Here is an 18,310-nt window from a genome sequence, read left to right as displayed (position 1 = left end):
ATGATTGCTTTATATTGTTAAAGAACGTTGCGATTATAAAGTTAAACTTTATCTCGCTAGGGCTGCGCATATTACGCTTTCCTATTTTTTTGTCAACACTTAAATTTAAACTTTCTAAAAAGATTCAAACTAAGTTTTACTTAACACCCTGAGTTGTTCGTGCCTCGCTATGCGTTGGCGTTTCCCGTCTCAGTGGGGTCGCATTATAGGGAGATCCGAAAACAGATCAACCCTTTTTTGAAGAAAACTTGAAATAATGTGCTGTTCGCACATATTTGCATCGAAATGGTTACTTTAAACACTAAAAAGGCCCTGGTGGGCCTTTTTAATTAGTTTACTATGAGCTTCCACCCAAGTTTACCTTGTTGTTTAGACTCTTGTTGTAGCTCGCTGGCCATTAATGGATGATCTTTTAACCAGTTACTTTCAAACTTAAGGTCTAACACTTCATTTTTAGCAGTTAACTTAAACTTAGGCAGTACGTCATCTTGTCTGCGCATTGATAAGATGACTGCTATTCGTAGTAATCTCACTATATATTGCGCTAATAGACTATTTACGCCGAGTGAATTAAAACAGCCTTTTGGAAAATCAGAACGATGCGCATCCGCTACCGCTACTATTAATTTATGCTCTGACTGTGAAAAACCAGGCATATCAGTATTTTCCAAAATATAAGCAGTGTGTTTATGGTACTGCTTATATTCTATTAGTAATCCAATCTCATGAAGCTGCGCTACCGCTTTTAATAGTGGTAACCCATTTAAACTTTCAATTGGCCAATCTTTATCAATACTTACCGCTAACTGCATAGCCAAGCTTGAAACTCGACACGCTTGTTTTTGATCAACGTGATAACGACTCATAAACCCATCAACTGTGCGTTTACGAATGTCGTTATTATGAAACTCCGGAACCATGCTATATAAAACACCTTCACGCAGTGCTCCACCCGCCAACCCCATTTTTTCTATTTCAAGAGATTCAAATAGTGCGATTAAGATTGCAAGTCCTGATACAAATACCAGTCGACGGTCTTCACTTAATCCAGGAAGGTCTAGCGCTGCAATAGTGCTAAATGCAATTGCTTGCTCTTTTATAGTGTTGAGCTTTTCAAGCGTAAGTAAATCGTCAAGATTTTGAGCGACCATAATTTCTTGAATTGCTTGCACTGTGCCAGAAGCACCAGATGCAATTTGCCATCCCGCTGTTTTATATTCTGGAGAAATTTCATCAATGACTGTACGAGCTGCCTTTATGGCTGCGTTAAAGTTACTCTTACTTAATTGGCAATCTTTAAAGTAGCGCTCAAGATAGGTAACACAGCCCATATTGAGGCTTTTGTAATGTAAGGCATCAAATGCTTTACCAATTACAACTTCGGTACTTGCACCACCAATGTCAATAACAAGCTGTTTGCCAGTACAAGATGAAGTATGAGCAACACCTTTATAAATTGTGCGCGCTTCTAATTCTCCGCTAATAACATTAATGTTATGGCCAAGAATCTTTTCTGCATGATTTTTGAATACTTCGGCGTTAGTTGCTAACCGTAAGGTGGCTGTTGCTACTATGGTGATGTTTTTATCTGGGATATCTTGTAGACGCTCAGCAAAAAGGGCAAGGCATTCCCAGCCTCGCTGCATTGCTTCAGTGCTCAATACGTTATCTTTATCAAGCCCTGCGGCTAATCGGACTTTGCGTTTAACACGTCCAATTGTTTGTAGACCGCCAGCAATTGATTTGGCTATAAGCATATGAAAGCTATTTGAGCCCAAATCAATAACTGCGTACACATTTTTTTGCGGTTTAAGTTGCCCCACCGTTCAAAAACCTCTAGTTACTACTACTTATACAAACGGTCGTTTACGACCGTCCTTTTTGGTAACTATTATTTGGGCGACGTCCGCTGTTATTACTACGGTTACGTGGACCTGTTGAATAGTTGCGCTTTCTTTGAATAATAGGCTGAGTTAAATCATCTAGCAATGCTGTTTTATCATAATGTGATAAAGGAATGCTGTGCTCTATATATTCTTCAATTTCATGCAGGTTATATGCATATTGCTCACATGCAAAACTAATTGCGTGGCCTGATGCACCAGCGCGGCCAGTACGACCAATACGGTGAACATAGTCTTCACAATCGTCAGGTAAATCAAAGTTAAATACATGACTTACTTCTGGAATATGAAGACCACGCGCTGCAACATCAGTCGCAACCAAAAAGTCTAAGTCGCCTTTGCTAAACTGCGCTAATATAGTTTGGCGTTTTTTCTGGTTAACATCACCAGTAAGCATACCTACACGATGACCGTCTGACTTAAGCCAAGCATATACTGTTTCACAACTGTGCTTGGTATTTGCAAACACGATTGCTTTCTCTGGCCATTCTTCTTCAATTAAGGTTAACAACAGCTTAATTTTATCTTCTTGCGAAGGATGAAATAGCTCTTCTTGAATACGTTTACCCGTTTTAACGTCAGGTTCAATTTGAACATGTTCTGGGTTTGTCATGTGCTCAAAAGCTAATTCTTGTACGCGATACGATAATGTGGCAGAAAATAATAAGTTTAAACGCTTTGATGTATCTGGCATACGATCGAACATATAGCGAATATCTTTGATAAAACCTAAATCGAACATACGATCAGCTTCGTCAAGCACGACTACCTCAATTTCATTAAGGGTGTAACAGCCTTGCTTATACAGATCAATTAGACGACCTGTAGTACCAATTAAAATATCAACGCCTTTTTCTAGTTGTGCACGTTGTTTTTCGTAATCTTCGCCACCATATACTAAACCTAAGTTAAGATTACAGTGCGGCGCTAAAATTTTAGCATCTTTGTGTATCTGAATCGCAAGCTCCCGAGTAGGGGCCATGATCAGGGCTCTTGGATGTTTACTAGGTGCTTTGCTAGATTGTAATAACCGATGGCACGTGGCAGTTAAAAACGCCAACGTTTTGCCTGTACCTGTTTGAGCTTGGCCCGCGATATCGCGTCCATCACAAATAAAAGGTAGGCATTTTGCTTGAATAGGTGTGCAATATTCAAACCCATTCTCGGTTAAACCGGCAACCACTTCCGGTGCGATAGCAAAGTCTGAAAACTTTTTATCGGTTAAATGTGTCTTAGTCATAGCGTTTAAGCATAACGTTTAAACTTGCAATAAGAAACAAGAGTGTTTAAATACGCACTAAATATTTCGCCTAACTAAATCGGAGAGCGCAATGAGCGAGAAAATAATCCAAATTACTGACGATAGCTTTGAAGCTGACGTATTACAATCTGACAAACCAGTACTAGTAGATTTCTGGGCTGAATGGTGTGGACCTTGTAAAATGATCGCCCCTATTCTTCACGAAGTTGCTGATGAATACGACAGCCGTGTGACTGTTGCTAAATTAAACATTGACCAAAATGCTGGCACACCGCCAAAATTTGGTATTCGTGGTATCCCTACTTTACTTCTTTTTAAAGATGGTCAAGTAGCTGCAACGAAAGTAGGTGCTCTTTCAAAAACTCAACTTATTGAGTTTTTAGAAAACAACATCTAACTGTAAGCTAGAACAATAAAAAGGGCTTTTTGCCCTTTTTTAAATTTATTTTGTATAAAGACTGGACGCTTTGCCAGTGAACTGCTAGTTTATAAAGCCAACTAATCCTTAGTTATATTCAACAAACCTCACTCAACGATCAAAGCGATTTTGAGTATGACAACTGTAATAAAGAACCCACCAATATGCATTTACGCGAATTAAAAGACAAGTCCATTAAAGAGCTTGTAGACTTAGCTGAGTCCATGGGGCTCGAAAACGTAGCCCGCTTAAGAAAGCAAGATATCATTTTTGCCATTCTTAAATCCCATGCCAAAGGCGGAGAGAATATCTTCGGCGGCGGTGTATTAGAGATTTTACAAGATGGTTTCGGCTTCTTAAGATCATCAGAAGCCTCTTACTTAGCTGGCCCAGATGACATTTATGTTTCACCTAGCCAAATTCGCCGTTTCAGCATGCGTACTGGCGATTCAATTTCAGGTCTTATTCGTCCACCTAAAGACGGTGAACGTTACTTTGCTTTACTTAAAGTAAATGAAGTTAACTTTGATAAACCTGAAAACTCTCGAACTAAAATTCTTTTTGAAAACCTTACTCCATTACATGCAAACGAACGTTTTCGCATGGAACGTGGTAACGGCAGTAAAGAAGATATTACAGCCCGTGTACTTGATTTAGCATCTCCTATTGGCCGCGGCCAACGTGGTTTGTTAGTAGCTCCGCCAAAAGCGGGTAAAACAATGCTACTTCAAAATATTGCACAATCAATTACGCACAACCATCCTGATGTAACATTAATGGTTTTACTTATTGATGAACGTCCGGAAGAAGTAACAGAGATGCAACGCCTAGTTAAAGGTGAAGTTATTGCATCAACGTTCGATGAACCAGCTTCTCGTCACGTACAAGTTGCCGAAATGGTTATCGAAAAAGCAAAACGCCTAGTTGAACATAAAAAAGATGTTGTTATCTTATTGGATTCAATCACTCGTTTAGCACGTGCTTATAACACCGTTATTCCTTCATCAGGTAAAGTACTTACTGGTGGTGTTGACGCTAACGCATTACATAAACCTAAGCGCTTCTTTGGTGCTGCACGTAACGTTGAGGAAGGTGGTAGCTTAACAATCATAGCTACAGCTCTTATCGATACTGGCTCTAAAATGGATGAAGTTATCTACGAAGAGTTTAAAGGTACTGGTAACATGGAACTTCACCTTAACCGTAAAATTGCGGAAAGACGTGTATTCCCAGCTATCGACTTTAACCGCTCAGGTACTCGTCGTGAAGAATTACTAACAAAACCAGATGAACTTCAAAAGCTTTGGATTTTACGTAAAATTGTTCATGACATGTCAGAAATTGATGCAATGGAATTCTTAATCGATAAACTATCGATGAGCAAAACCAATGATGAATTTTTTGATTCGATGAGACGCCAATAAAAGCGTTTTAATTGAATAAAAAAGCGCCTTAGGCGCTTTTTTTATGTCTGGATTAAATACAGTTTAACTTTCATTATACTTTTTAAGTACACCCTGCAGCGTATCAACGAGCGCTTTAAAGTCATTTGCACTGCTTTTTTGGCTTCTGCGTAGAAGTGCTCTGTCTAAATTTTTAGCCGATTGCGCAATTTCATCCAAACCAAACATTTGTGCAGCCCCTAAAATGCGATGGCTATCTTTTTGTAGCGCATCTAAATCTTCGCTTATAAAATGCTGCGTAATCGTTTCACTCTCCAAAGCAAAGCTCTGCTTGAAACTAATCACAAGATCGCTCATATCAACTTCATTTTGCTTTGTAATTGGCTGATCTTCTGCATTATGTAGGTGACTAGAAAGCGCTTTATAAAATGACTCTTTGTCTATCGGTTTACCTAAGTAACCAGTAAACCCTAACTCTAAATAACCATCCACTTCATGACTCATAGCATTTGCTGTTAAAGCAAAAATAGGTCGCTCAAAACCACATTGTTTTAATAGCTGAAAAGCAGAACGCCCATCCATCACTGGCATTTGAATATCGAGCAATACCAAATCTGGATATTCTTTTAAGCACTGCTCTACCGCTTGCTCACCATTTTCAACAGCAATAACCTCGAGTCCCATTGAGCGTAAATAACGACTTATTAACCTACGATTATCAGGATGATCCTCCGCAAGTACGACACGACCTGCCAATTGCTTATTTGCCTTAGGAGCACTTTGAGTTTCAATCATGCTTTGAGATTTATTTACTTCTGCGCACGGTAAAAAGAACGAAAACTGACTGCCCTTTTTGTATTCGCTTTGTACGCTGATATAACCGCCCATCATCGCAGCTAATTGTTGCGATAAGCTAAGGCCTAACCCTGTACCACCAAAGCGACGGCTAATGCTGTTATCAGCTTGGCTAAAGCATTCAAAAATAAGCTTTAACTGTTTAGAGCTCATACCAATACCGGTATCTTTTACAATAATAACTAGTCCTTGCTCACTCTTATTTAATGCAATAATGATCTGTCCAGAATGAGTAAACTTAATAGCATTTGCACATAAGTTTATAAGAATCTGTTTTACGCGTATTAAATCCAGCTTAGTGTAAAACTCATTACCCACTTGATTGTCTAAAATAAGGTGTAGATTTTTTGCTTTTGCTTGGGTGATAAACATTGCGTGCACATCATTTACCAGCTCTACAATATCAAAGCACGAAATATTTAACTCTAATCTATTGGCTTCAATTTTACTTAAATCGAGTACATCATTTATTAAGCTTTTTAAATGGTCACTGTGACGCTGAATTACTCTTAATTCATCTTTAAGTGACTCAGGCTCATATAATTCATTAATCAAAGCATCTGTTTGCCCTAAAATAGCCGTTAGTGGAGTGCGAATTTCGTGACTAATATTAGCCAAAAACTGGCTTTTAACATCGTTGGCTTCTCTCAGCTCTTGTGCAATTGCCTGCAATTCTGCAGTACGTTGCGTAACTTGTTCTGTTAACTGCTGCTTAGCGCGTTTTTCTGCACCACGGCGATAAAGCGCGATACCAGTTACGACAACTAAAAGTAATAGTAAAAAAGAGAATAAAGTAAGCTGAGAACGCTGCGACATTTTTAGCTCTTGCACACGGCGATCTTGCTTAAGTTTTTCTATCTCTTGGTTCAATTGCGTTGCTTTAAATTGATGCTGAAGTACCGCTAGTGCATTTATAATTGCCGTACTTCTAAGCTTTCGCAACTCACTAATATATTTTTGTTGCAAAGCCATTGCGCTTGAATAATCGCCTTTACTGGCTTCAAGAAGTGCTTTGGCCCCTAAGCTCTCTCTAATTATTCGCTCACTACCATATTCATGAGCAAGTAAAATAGCTCTATCTAAATTTATTTGCGCCTCTTCTAAGTTACCCTTAACAAACTGAATTTTAGCCAGCGCATGTAGCGCATTAAGCTCTAAATTATGATTATCTATTTTAAGGGCGTAGTACTCACCTAATTTAGCTTGCTCGTACGCTTCATCCACTTTTTTTAATACTAAATTAGTATTTGCTAAATTTGTATATTGTGTAGATAACTTATTGTAATCATTAGCTGAAATATAATAGCGCAGCGCTAACTGATAATAATGCAGTGCTAAGTCAAATTGATTACTCTCCATATGGGCAACACCCATATTGTTATATACCTGCGCAATACCGCTTTTATCATCTAATCGTTGATAAACCTTAAGTACATCTTGATAAAGACCAAACGCACTATCGTAGCGTGATAAGCGTATATAAACGCCTGCTATATTAAGTAGTATATCGGTTTTATCTTGCTCACTACCGTACGCCTCGTAGATAGCTTTTGCTTTTAAATAAAACTCTAGGGTATCGCCTAGCTTATTCATATTAAAATAGGCCAAACCAATATTATTTAATAAGTTTGCCTGCTCTAGTAATTGCTTATTCTTTTCTGCTAATGCTAGGGTACGGGTATATTCAATAATCGCTTTTTGAAATAAGCCTTGATAAAAAAGTACAACACCTTGCATTTTAATTGCACGAAAGTGCTCATCAGGGAAGAAAGTATCCGAAGTATGTTGTTCAAGTAATTTAAAGTAATGTAATGAGTCTTTAAAATTATCAACCGATAACGCAGTATTACCCAATGCCGAATAAACAGCGACACGCTCTTTTTTGGAGGCATTTTTATTAGCAAGTAGCATGTTTGCTAATTGTAATTTAGGCTCCCACTGCACTTCGTTTTTGAATTGCTCAAATAACGAATCATTATTTTGGGCATAGCTAGGAGCTATTAGTACACAGCATATAGTAAATAAGAGGCATTTTAACTTGCCCAGCATAATTTTAATCCTTCAAACCGTTACTTATATCAGTGTAATCTTTATTGAAGATACACCAACTACTAGGGCCTAAACAATGCTTAACCCACTGATTGATGAGATTTTTGAGCTAATACTAACAAAGCAGGTTTGGCAAGTTCATACTTTAGCAGCAGAACTGACAAACCGCAGCGCTATGACCACTCTCGATAAAAGTCCTGAACGTGATTTATTTAAACGTAACTTTTTAATCATGAATGCACTGTACCAACTGCAGGCACAATTACGCCCTCAGAGTTTACTCATTTCAGCTCTGCATATCGAGCTTTTAGAAAAAGGAGATAATAGTTTAGTAACAACAAGCGAAAATTTGCGAGATTATTATTTAGATTGGCATAATTACGATACCAGTGAAGAGCAGATTGATGAGCTTTTAAATAGCTTTTGGCGTCAGTTTAAAACGACATCACCACAACAGGCTTTAAATGAAAATGAATTTAAAGCATTGGCTTTAGAATGGAAGTTACCTGAAAATTTCACTCTTAAAAATGTTCAAAAGCGCTGGAGACAACTTGCATTACAAGTGCACCCAGATAAACCAAATGGCTGTGAAGTTGAGTTTAAAAAAATAAAAATACAATACGAGCAGCTAAAGGTAGCTGCTCGTTAATCTATTAATTTAGAAGTTTAAATTAACGAGTAAGGCGGCGTGCGCGTATTTTACGCCCTTTAATATTGCCTTCGGTTAATTTACGAAGCGCAGGTTTTAATGAGTTACGCTCAACAGCAACAAACGCTACGTTATCAAGTACGTTAATTTTACCCACCTGACGACCTGCAACCCCATCTTTACCCGTTAAAGCACCTAAAATATCACCTGCACGTACTTTTTGTTTTTTACCTGAATCAATCATCAAAGTAACCATTTCAGGGCGGTACGGTGGCTTGTCTAATAAATTAAATGGTGGCATTTGCTCTGGAGTAATATCACGTTCGTAATGTTCGCCTATTTGAGCAATTTTAAACGCTTCTGCTTCACCGTAAATAGAACATGCAATGCCCTTTTTACCAGCGCGACCTGTACGACCAACACGATGCACATGTGTTTGCGTGTCATGTGCTAAATGGTAGTTAATCACCATATCCATGTCGTCAATATCTAAACCACGTGCAGCAACATCGGTTGCAACAAGTATTGAAGCACTTTTATTTGAAAAGTGAATTAACGTACGTTCACGATCGCGCTGTTCTAAATCACCGTGTAGCGAAACAGCACTAAAGCCTTCATCAGCTAAATCGTCACACACTTGTTGTGTTTCTACTTTAGTATTACAAAACACAACACAGCTTTGTGGTGTAAATTTAAGTAATAATAATTTTAGCGTTGGATAGCGCTGCTTATTATTATCCATTTTGTAGAAGTACTGCTTAATTGTGCTTTTGGCTTGCTCTTCTTCTACTTTAACCATTTCTGGATTTTTAAGTACACGCTTAGCAATTGCTTCAATAGCTCTTGGGAATGTTGCACTAAATAACAATGTTTGACGATTTTGTGGAATGCGCTCAATAATTGCATCAAGTGTATCTTGAAAACCCATATCAAGCATTTGATCGGCTTCATCAAGTACCAATGTTTCAACATCATCTAAACGTAAAGTACCTTTACGAATATGGTCATCAACACGCCCAGGTGTACCAACAATAATATGCGCGCCATGTTCAAGCGAGCCTATTTGTGGACCAATTGATACACCGCCACATAACGTTAATATTTTAATGTTATGGATACCGCGCGCTAATTTACGCATTTCAACCGCAACCTGCTCGGCAAGCTCACGAGTAGGACACAAGACTAAAGATTGAATACGAAAGCGTTTTACGTTTAATTTAGCTAACACACCCAAGCTAAACGCAGCAGTTTTACCTGAACCGGTTTTTGCCTGAGCAATGATGTCTTTACCAGCAAGTACAGGCGGTAAACTTTGCGCTTGTACAGGTGTCATATGCGCATAACCAAGTGTTGATAAATTATCAACGAGTCCAGCTGGTAAAGCCAAAGATGAAAAAGCAGTTGAAGTCACAGTAAGTTCCATAGCAATAAAAATAACGTGGGGGAAAGCCCCACTAAATATGCTGCTAATAATAGCAGAATTCGTAATTAGCAACCATTAACAAACACATAATAAAGCACGTTAACAAAAGGTGTTGAAAATGATAGTAGTTTGCATTAAGATCGCGATTGTTTTTTACATATCACTGCTGGAAGCAAACAATGAAACTGAATTCTCTTTACATAGCACTATTAGCAAGCATTACAACAAACACATACGCAAACACTACTGACCTTGAGCGTATAGAAGTAAAAGGTAGCTACTTTAACGATTACAAAGTAGATAACGCTAATGGCGCAATGAGAACATCAGCTTCATTACTTGAAACCGCACAATCTGTAACCGTAATAACCGACACTATTATTAGTGAGCAACTTGCCACTACCCTTGGCGAAGTACTAACAAATGACGCAAGCTTAACTGCAGGCTCACAACAACGAAATCGTGAGGTATTTAACTTGCGCGGCTTTGAGCTAAGCTCATCAACAGGTTATTTACGTGATGGGCATCAGCATTGGTCGCACTACCAACAACCAATCGAAATTTTACAACAAGTTGAAGTAATTAAAGGCCCATCGAGCATTTTATATGGTCAATCAGGTCCGGGTGGCTTGGTGAACATGGTTACTAAAAAGCCTACAGCACAAACATTATTTAATGCCAGTGCCGATGTAGATCAACATGGCTCAACGCGCTTTATGGTTGATGCTGCAGGTGCCTTGACTGAATCTGAAGATTTACGTGCTCGTGGTATTTTAGTTAAACAAGATGTTGATTACTGGCGTGAATACCAAAACGGTGAAAACCGCGAGCGTGACCGCTTTTTAGGTGCTTTAGTTGTAGATTACGATATTAGCGACAACGCATTAGTACGTGTGCATTACGACCGCACAGACGACGAAGCCGGTTTAGATACTGGCGCATGGATAGACGAAAACGCCAATGTAATTGGTGATGATAAAACAATCCGTGATATGTCTTGGGCATTTACCGACATAACCGTAGAAAACCTAGGTGTAGACCTAGAAGTATTTTTAACCGATAACTGGCAAGTAAAGCTTGGCTATAACGAACAAACGTTTGAGCGCCAACGCTTTGAATCAGCACCGAATATGCCAAGTGACTTTGTTGAAGGCGATAGTTATGAATCTCGCCCTTACGACCGTTTTGATGATTGGCAATTTAAAACTGCATTTATTGATTTTATTGGTGAATTTAAAACAGGTAGCTTACAGCACCAATTTTTAATTGGCGCAAACTCGCTTGATTATTACTACGGGCAACGTCGTACCTCTGCCGACTCTTTTGATTTTTCTGCAGGACAAGCAGAACCATCTCGTCCATCAGTAAGCTATAAAACAGATGATACAGTAAGCGAAACTGAATACGACTACTACGGAATTTACGTTCAAGACTTAATTTCGTTCTCGCCTGAGTGGCAACTATCATTGGGTGGTCGTTACGACAAACAAAATAGCACAGGAAATGATAACGAATCATTTGTACCAAAAGTAGGTGTGCTTTATCACCCAAATGCTTCTGCAACTATATACGCTAGTTACTCAGAAGGTTTTGAGCCTCAAGGTAGTGAAACACTGATTGATGAAACAGATGTAAATAACGGCATGAAATTAGATGCTGTTACATCTAAGCAAAGAGAGATTGGTATTAAATGGCAGTTATTTGATGACCGCCTAATGCTTACCAGTGCTATTTTTGATATTAGCAAAGAAGGTACTCTTGTTAGCGAACAACTTGAGACGCCTATTGGCTCATTCACAAGTGAAACAAACCAAGTGGGTGAACAACGCCACAAAGGTGTTGAAGTAAGCGCACAAGGTGCCGCTACTGACCGCTTATTTGTTATGGCATCAACTATGTATCTAGATGCTAACTTTGAACGCGATGAAATATTGGAAGGTAAACGCCCTACCGATGCACCAAAATGGTCGGCATCACTTTGGACGCGTTATGAATTAAACGACGCCATTGCACTTAATGCTGGTGCTTTTTACGAAGGTGAGCGCTTTGCCGATAGCGCTAATACAATTACTAAAGATGCCTATACGCGTGTTGATGTAGGTGCAACTTATAAGTTTAACTTAAGTAATACCGATATTAACTTACGCCTTAACATCGAAAACTTATTTGATAAAAGCTATTTAGGTGGCGGCGGCACAAATAATGTAACTGTTGGCGAGGGCACAAATCTTCGTTTAGCTGCGCAATTTAGCTTTTAAATAAATGCCTTAAATAACAGCTTTAAAATATAGCCCGCGTACATTTACGCGGGCTTTTTTATATCTAAATATTCACACCTAACAGCATTAAACCTATTACAAAGCCTATTCATCTCATCTATTTTTTATCATGTTTGTTACATGCTCTAATAGCGCTAATTATTAAAAAGGCCTACCAAAATGAAAAAATTAATTACCGCACTGCTGCTTACTAGCAGTATGGCTGCAAACGCTAACAGCGCCGAATTTACCCAAAAGCAATTACAACAAGTAGACGAAGTGCGCACCTCTGCACTAAATAGTGATTTAAGTTATAAATTACTAGAGTCATTAACAACTGAAGTAGGCCCACGCCTTCCTGGTACCGAAAACGATAAAAAAGCCGTGGCATGGGCTCAAGCCAAATTTAATGAACTGGGCTTTGATAAAGTATGGTTAGAAAAAGCCACATTTCCTGAATGGCGCCGTTATAGCGAAAGCGGAAAAATACTAACACCAAGCGAGCAACCACTGCACTTAACTGCATTAGGTAACAGTATAAGCACGCCAAAAGATGGGATTACAGCGCCGGTAGTCTTATTCGAAACACTTGATGAATTAAAAGCCGCACCGGCAAACAGTTTAAAAGGTAAAATTGCGTATATTAATTACCGTATGAACCGCGACATAGACGGGAATGGTTACGGACCTGCTGTAAAAGCACGCGGTACAGGCGCTATAGAAGCATCTAAAAAAGGCGCTGTTGCCTACATGATGCGCTCGGTTAGTACCGGTCATCATCGCTTTGCACACACTGGCGGTAGTTACTACAAAGAAGGTGTTACAAAAATACCTAACGTAACAATTGCTAACCCAGATGCAGATCAAATAGCACGCTTAGTTGCTTTAAATAAAGACGTATCGGTAAATATTAATGTGCAAACCGAAAGCCTTGGTGAAGGCACTGGTTATAACGTGATTGGCCAATTTAATGGTACCGAAAACCCTGAGCAATATGTATTAATTGGGGGGCATTTAGATTCTTGGGACTTAGGGACTGGCGCATTAGATGACGGCGCAGGCGTTGCACTAACAATGGCAGCCGCTAAACATATTAGCGATGTAAAACGTCCTAAGCGCAGTATTCGTGTGGTACTTTTTGCAGCTGAAGAGCTAGGTCTTTGGGGTGCAAAAGCTTATTTTGCAGAGCATAAAAACGAGCTAAGCAATATTGTTGCAGCCGCTGAGTCTGATTTTGGCGCCGATGTTGTATATGCTTTTGAATCGAACGTAAGCGCAGAGTCACTTCCTGTAGTTCGCGCTATAGCAAAAGAACTTGCGCCGTTAAATATTGAGCACATTGGTAAAAACCAAGCGAATGGTGGCCCCGATCTAATTCCACTTAAAGCAGCAACGTCAGCGCCTATTTTTGAACTTGCTCAAGATGGAACAGATTACTTTGATTACCACCATACAGCTGACGATACGCTTGATAAAGTAACACCTGCTAAGCTTCGTCAAAATACCGCTGCATATGCTGTATTTGCTCTAATGGCTGCCGATGCAAAAACCACTATCAAGCCTAAAGCTCAAAATAAGTAATAACAGACATACTTACTTACAGTTTGTAGCTTTAACTAACACGCTTCTTGTTTTACCTTTAGGTAATTAAACAAGGAGCGTGCTTTATGTTACTTTTCAATACGAGTGAATCATTTCCACATTTTGCACAAATAACACGCTGCCCTCACTGCCAGAGCGACGCCTACCATTTAGTAAATAAAAGCCGCTATTTACGATTTAGCATTTTACCTATGCTTGCCTTAAAATTAAGCTATAAACGCGAGTGCTATCAATGCGGAAAAAGCGAACCTGTTAAAATACCGCAACTACCGTTAATAGAAAAACTAAGCCTACCTAAATACTTTATTGGCGTATTTTTATTGCTTTGGATTGTTTCGTTTTTTTATCAACAACACCTTGATACCGAGACTCAAAAGCAAAGCTATTTGAATACACCTAAAATATATGACACCTACTTAGTACACGCCGACAAATTTACACACGAACCCTGGACCCTAACCAATTTAAGAATTGCTCAAGTTTTAAGTTTTGACAAGCAGTTTATTACCTTTCAGATAAGCAACTACAGCTATAAACGTAATAATAGTATTACCTTGGCAATGCGTACCAGCCAACTAATTCAAGACAATTACTTCTCCACTAAAACAATCACCCTCCCTCGTGATGAAGTAAAGCGTTTGTATAAAGACGAAGCTATTTATGATGTGCTGCGACCTTATGCCAACAGCCTTTATGGCGGGTTTGTGATGTTTCCTCCCAAACCTAAGCCACTATATAAAGGTTTAAAACTCGATAAAAACAATCAACAAGGCATTATTTATTTTAAAGATAAGTTGTTTTTTGAAGCATTTAATAGCTTTAAGCAAGCTGCTGAAGCGGGTTCTCAATGGGGGCAATTAAATTTAGCGCAAATGTATCGTGATGGTCAGGGAATAGCTCAAAATTATCAACAGGCTATTTATTGGTATAAAAAGGCCATTGAGCAAAAAAATACTAAAGCACAATTTGAATTAGAATCGCTTTGTAAAATAGCTAACTGTGAATGAGTGAATTTAAATATAGCTGGCGCAACAAGTACGCCAGCTATAAACTATTTTTTAAATAACTTTGTATAACTTACATGTATAAGCACAACAACTAAGCCGGCAATAACACCTAGCAAACCATCAAACAAGAGAGGCGCTAATACTTCTCCTGTGCCGCCAGCAACAGACTGAGCATAGCTTGTTACATCCACTTGAGTATGATGCAGTAACTCAACACCATGCACTAAAATCCCGCCGCCTACTAAAAACATTGCAATGGTGCCCGCAAATGCTAAAAACTGCATCAACCTAGGCGCTGCTGCGAGTAAGCCTTTACCAAGTAACTCTTTAAATTTATTAGCTGACACTTTAGATTGGTTGAGTAAATAAAGCCCGGCATCATCCAGCTTTACAATACCGGCCACTAAGCCATAAACGCCAATCGTCATTATAATTGCGATAACACAAAGCACTAAAGCTTGGTTAAGTAATGTAGCGCCTGCCACAGTGCCTAAAGTAATAACAATAATTTCGGCAGAAAGAATAAAGTCGGTTCTTATTGCCCCTTTTATTTTTTGTTTTTCATACTCAACTAAATCTAATTTTTCATCTTCATCTACCACTTCATTGTGATGAGGCAAAAACTTAGCAAATACTTTTTCAGCTCCCTCAAAACACAAAAACAAACCACCCATCATTAAAAGCGGTGTTATTAACCAAGGTAGCCATACGCTTATTAATAAAGCAGCGGGTACGAGTATCGCTTTATTTAAAAATGAGCCCTTTGCCACAGCCCAAACAACCGGTAATTCACGCTCTGCTGCAACACCTGTAACCTGCTGTGCATTGAGCGCTAAGTCATCGCCTAATACACCCGCTGTTTTTTTTGTTGCTACCTTACTCATTGTCGCAATGTCATCAAGTAAAGTGGTTATATCGTCTAATAACGTTAAAAGGTTAGTGCCTGCCATAAAGCTTCCGAGCTCAAAAAATATTGCTATAAACATAACGTAAAGCGCTACTTTCACCAACGGTTAATTTTGCTTTGTTATTCTTACATTAGATTAAAATTTTGCCCTGTGTTTTAACTAACTTTTAAAGAAGATGGGAGGAAAAATGAAAGTATATTTAGCATTAATCGCTATTTTACTAAGCTTGTCCGCATGTAGTGATTTACAAACCAGTACTGCTTACCAATGCGATGATGAGAGCGTAAAACTCAATATCATTAATAATTCTGAAGCCGAACTTATCTTTAACAATAAAGTGCATGTACTTAATCACGAAAAAAGTGCATCAGGGAATAAATATATAAGTGAAGAGGTACTGTTTTGGGGTAAGGGAAATGAGGCCATGCTAATCATTGCTGGTAAAAAAAGACAGTGTATCAAGGTTTAACACAAAACTAACCAATAAATTACAGCAATGCTACAATAATTGAAGACCCATTATTGTGATGAAGTTATGCGTTCAATTGCGATCAAACATAAAATAATTTTAGCTTTTACAGCCATTGGTTTATTGGTGCTAACAAGTAGTGTGTTTTTTTATTGGTCATTAAACAAAATTAGCGTTAACAATACCCGAACCGAAAAATTAGCAGTTCCGGTACAACAGTTCAGTAAAGATTTAAGGCTATCATTACTGTCTATTACCAAATTTAATGCCTTAGCTTACAGCCAAGCAAACCTTGATTTACTTCAACAAAATAAAAAACAGGCGCAAGCTGAACAACAACAATTTAGCGATATGCTCAATTCGTTAAGCACTCAACTAAATCAACAAATAACAATGCAAAATTTACTCACCAGTACCAACGCAGGCTTCGAGCAACTGACTAAAGTAAGTGTCGCAATGTTTAGTGCTAAAGAGAGTAAGTTTGTAGCGCAAAATTCCACCATAGAATTATCAGCAACGTTTAACGAGCAACTTTACAATTTAAGTTCTAACTTACTTGATATAGAACTTTTAGAAGTGCCTGCAAAACAGCAGGCGCTACTTAATGCGATGTTTGGAACAGCGACCCGTATAGATGATTTATTGTTTAACTTAAGCAATAATATAAAAAGCATTACTCAAACTACAAGTATCAATGATTTAAATAGCCATCAGCAAGATACCCTATTTCTACTAGATAACATCCAACCTAATTTCACCTATTTAGAGCAACAAGCGCTACCTTTTAATAATGCGTTTAATGCTAAAAATTTAACGACTAAGTTTAATCAATTAAGAGAGTTACTTAACAACGATACAGGAATTTATGCCCAACAAAATAAAGTACTCAAAAGTACTATTGCTGCGGCTCAAAATTTTGAACACTTTCAACAGCAATTTATAACAACAGAAGGTCAGCTTATTGAACTTAATAAATTGGCTGATGAGCGCTTTAATGCCTTACAAACTAATGCAGAGGCCGCCATAAATACAGGGATTAGTTCTGTAGTAATTATTACGCTTGTTTTAATTATATTGATTATCGCTATCTCTATTTTTACAACTCGCGCAATGCTAAAACCGCTTAAAAAAGTAAACCGCGATTTAGCCCGAATCGCCTCAGGTGATTTATCAAAGCGAAGCCATCCGCGCAGTAAAGATGAATTTGGTACTTTGCTAAATAACATAAATAAACTCAGTGAAGACCTTACCCAGTTAATTGGCGCAATTAGTAGTGACGCCCATGAACTAGACCGCAGCGCTATTAAAACCAGTGAAAAAGGTCAGCAAATGACGGTTGTTGCACAACAGCAGTTGGAGCGAAGCGCGCAGGCAACATCGCTTGCACAAAATATGCTAACCAACTCACAAGCGGTTTATGAACAAGCAGATAAAACATCAAGTGAAATAACCAATGCATCGCAATTTGCCAATGACGTAAACAAGATTGCTAATAAAAATAGTCTAAGTATAGAAACTTTATTACAGCGCCTTGATAAAGCAGTAGGCAGCACTGAGGAACTAGCCCAACACACTCAGCTTATTGAAGCCATTGTTGAAACAATTAGCAGCATTGCCGAGCAGACCAACTTATTGGCACTCAATGCTGCAATTGAAGCAGCGCGAGCGGGTGAAAACGGACGCGGGTTTGCTGTAGTTGCTGATGAGGTTCGATCATTAGCTGCACGTACACAGACCTCGACTAGCGAAATAAACACCATGATCCAAACATTGCAACAGCACACTCAAACAACTCAAGAACACATTACCGATGGCCAACACCAAGCCAAGCAATGTGTTAAAAACAGCACTGAACTAAATAAAGCCGTAGAGCGTATTAAAAGCACATTGTTGTCTGTTAATCAGATGAGTGAGCAGATTGCTCATGCATCACATGAGCAATTGACTAACAGTAACGACATTCAACAAATAATGGCCAAGGTGACAGAGCAAGCAACCTTGAATGCCAAAAACGCGACAACCCTAGCAAGCGAAAGTGAAGACGTAAATCAACTTGCACACTCCTTAACAAGTGCCGTAGAGCGCTTTAAGTTTTAAGTGCAAG

General features: G+C 38.7%; 13 protein-coding genes. 8 read left to right on the top strand and 5 right to left on the bottom strand.

The features are described from left to right. Window positions 1-329: 329 nt before the first annotated feature. Window positions 330-1,823, bottom strand: a complete 1,494-nt coding sequence (gene gppA, locus I6F43_RS16465; RefSeq protein ID WP_010555420.1) for a guanosine-5'-triphosphate,3'-diphosphate diphosphatase — start codon at window positions 1,821-1,823, stop codon at window positions 330-332. 43 nt (window positions 1,824-1,866) lie between these two features. After that, on the bottom strand, window positions 1,867-3,144 hold the full coding sequence (rhlB, locus tag I6F43_RS16460) for an ATP-dependent RNA helicase RhlB (protein WP_002960940.1): 1,278 nt from the start codon (window positions 3,142-3,144) through the stop codon (window positions 1,867-1,869). A gap of 91 nt (window positions 3,145-3,235) precedes the next feature. Between rhlB and trxA the strand changes: the two genes are divergently transcribed. Next, the gene (trxA, locus tag I6F43_RS16455) at window positions 3,236-3,562 is read left to right on the top strand and encodes a thioredoxin TrxA (protein WP_002960942.1); all 327 of its coding nucleotides are present in this window, start codon (window positions 3,236-3,238) and stop codon (window positions 3,560-3,562) included. Between the two features lie 185 nt (window positions 3,563-3,747). After that, entirely contained in the window at window positions 3,748-5,007 is a 1,260-nt protein-coding gene (gene rho, locus I6F43_RS16450; RefSeq protein ID WP_002960945.1) for a transcription termination factor Rho, read from the top strand. Window positions 5,008-5,070: 63 nt separating this feature from the next. On the opposite strand, the gene I6F43_RS16445 is transcribed toward rho, so the two are convergent. Next, window positions 5,071-7,890 (bottom strand): ATP-binding protein, encoded by a 2,820-nt coding sequence (locus I6F43_RS16445; RefSeq protein WP_007580583.1) that lies wholly within the window; start codon window positions 7,888-7,890, stop codon window positions 5,071-5,073. Window positions 7,891-7,966: 76 nt separating this feature from the next. Between I6F43_RS16445 and I6F43_RS16440 the strand changes: the two genes are divergently transcribed. Continuing rightward, on the top strand, window positions 7,967-8,539 hold the full coding sequence (locus I6F43_RS16440; protein ID WP_007580582.1) for a DNA-J related domain-containing protein: 573 nt from the start codon (window positions 7,967-7,969) through the stop codon (window positions 8,537-8,539). 22 nt (window positions 8,540-8,561) lie between these two features. On the opposite strand, the gene dbpA is transcribed toward I6F43_RS16440, so the two are convergent. Next, window positions 8,562-9,950 carry an ATP-dependent RNA helicase DbpA gene (dbpA, locus tag I6F43_RS16435; protein ID WP_007580581.1) on the bottom strand — a complete coding sequence of 463 codons (1,389 nt, stop codon included), beginning with the start codon at window positions 9,948-9,950 and terminating at the stop codon, window positions 8,562-8,564. Window positions 9,951-10,141: 191 nt separating this feature from the next. On the opposite strand from dbpA, the gene I6F43_RS16430 reads away from it, so the two are divergent. From I6F43_RS16430 to I6F43_RS16420, 3 genes are all read left to right on the top strand, one after another. Further along, on the top strand, window positions 10,142-12,220 hold the full coding sequence (locus I6F43_RS16430; protein ID WP_165736047.1) for a TonB-dependent siderophore receptor: 2,079 nt from the start codon (window positions 10,142-10,144) through the stop codon (window positions 12,218-12,220). A gap of 180 nt (window positions 12,221-12,400) precedes the next feature. Next, window positions 12,401-13,801, top strand: coding sequence for a M20/M25/M40 family metallo-hydrolase (locus tag I6F43_RS16425; protein ID WP_165736046.1), 1,401 nt, complete (start codon window positions 12,401-12,403; stop codon window positions 13,799-13,801). Between the two features lie 86 nt (window positions 13,802-13,887). Continuing rightward, the gene (locus tag I6F43_RS16420; protein WP_197103220.1) at window positions 13,888-14,829 is read left to right on the top strand and encodes a tetratricopeptide repeat protein; all 942 of its coding nucleotides are present in this window, start codon (window positions 13,888-13,890) and stop codon (window positions 14,827-14,829) included. Between the two features lie 44 nt (window positions 14,830-14,873). Here I6F43_RS16420 and I6F43_RS16415 read toward each other — a convergent pair whose 3' ends face one another. Continuing rightward, complete coding sequence (locus tag I6F43_RS16415; protein ID WP_024592606.1) at window positions 14,874-15,779, bottom strand: DUF808 domain-containing protein; 906 nt, start codon at window positions 15,777-15,779, stop codon at window positions 14,874-14,876. Window positions 15,780-15,924: 145 nt separating this feature from the next. Between I6F43_RS16415 and I6F43_RS16410 the strand changes: the two genes are divergently transcribed. Continuing rightward, window positions 15,925-16,206, top strand: coding sequence for an MliC family protein (locus tag I6F43_RS16410; protein WP_197103219.1), 282 nt, complete (start codon window positions 15,925-15,927; stop codon window positions 16,204-16,206). 66 nt (window positions 16,207-16,272) lie between these two features. Next, complete coding sequence (locus tag I6F43_RS16405) at window positions 16,273-18,303, top strand: methyl-accepting chemotaxis protein (protein WP_197103218.1); 2,031 nt, start codon at window positions 16,273-16,275, stop codon at window positions 18,301-18,303. The last annotated feature ends 7 nt before the right edge of the window (window positions 18,304-18,310 follow it).

Source organism: Pseudoalteromonas sp. NZS71_1 (genome assembly GCF_015864305.1).
Taxonomy (GTDB): Bacteria; Pseudomonadota; Gammaproteobacteria; order Enterobacterales; family Alteromonadaceae; genus Pseudoalteromonas; species Pseudoalteromonas arctica.
Note: the sequence above shows the minus strand (reverse complement) of the source record. Positions and strands in the feature narration are given on the sequence as shown.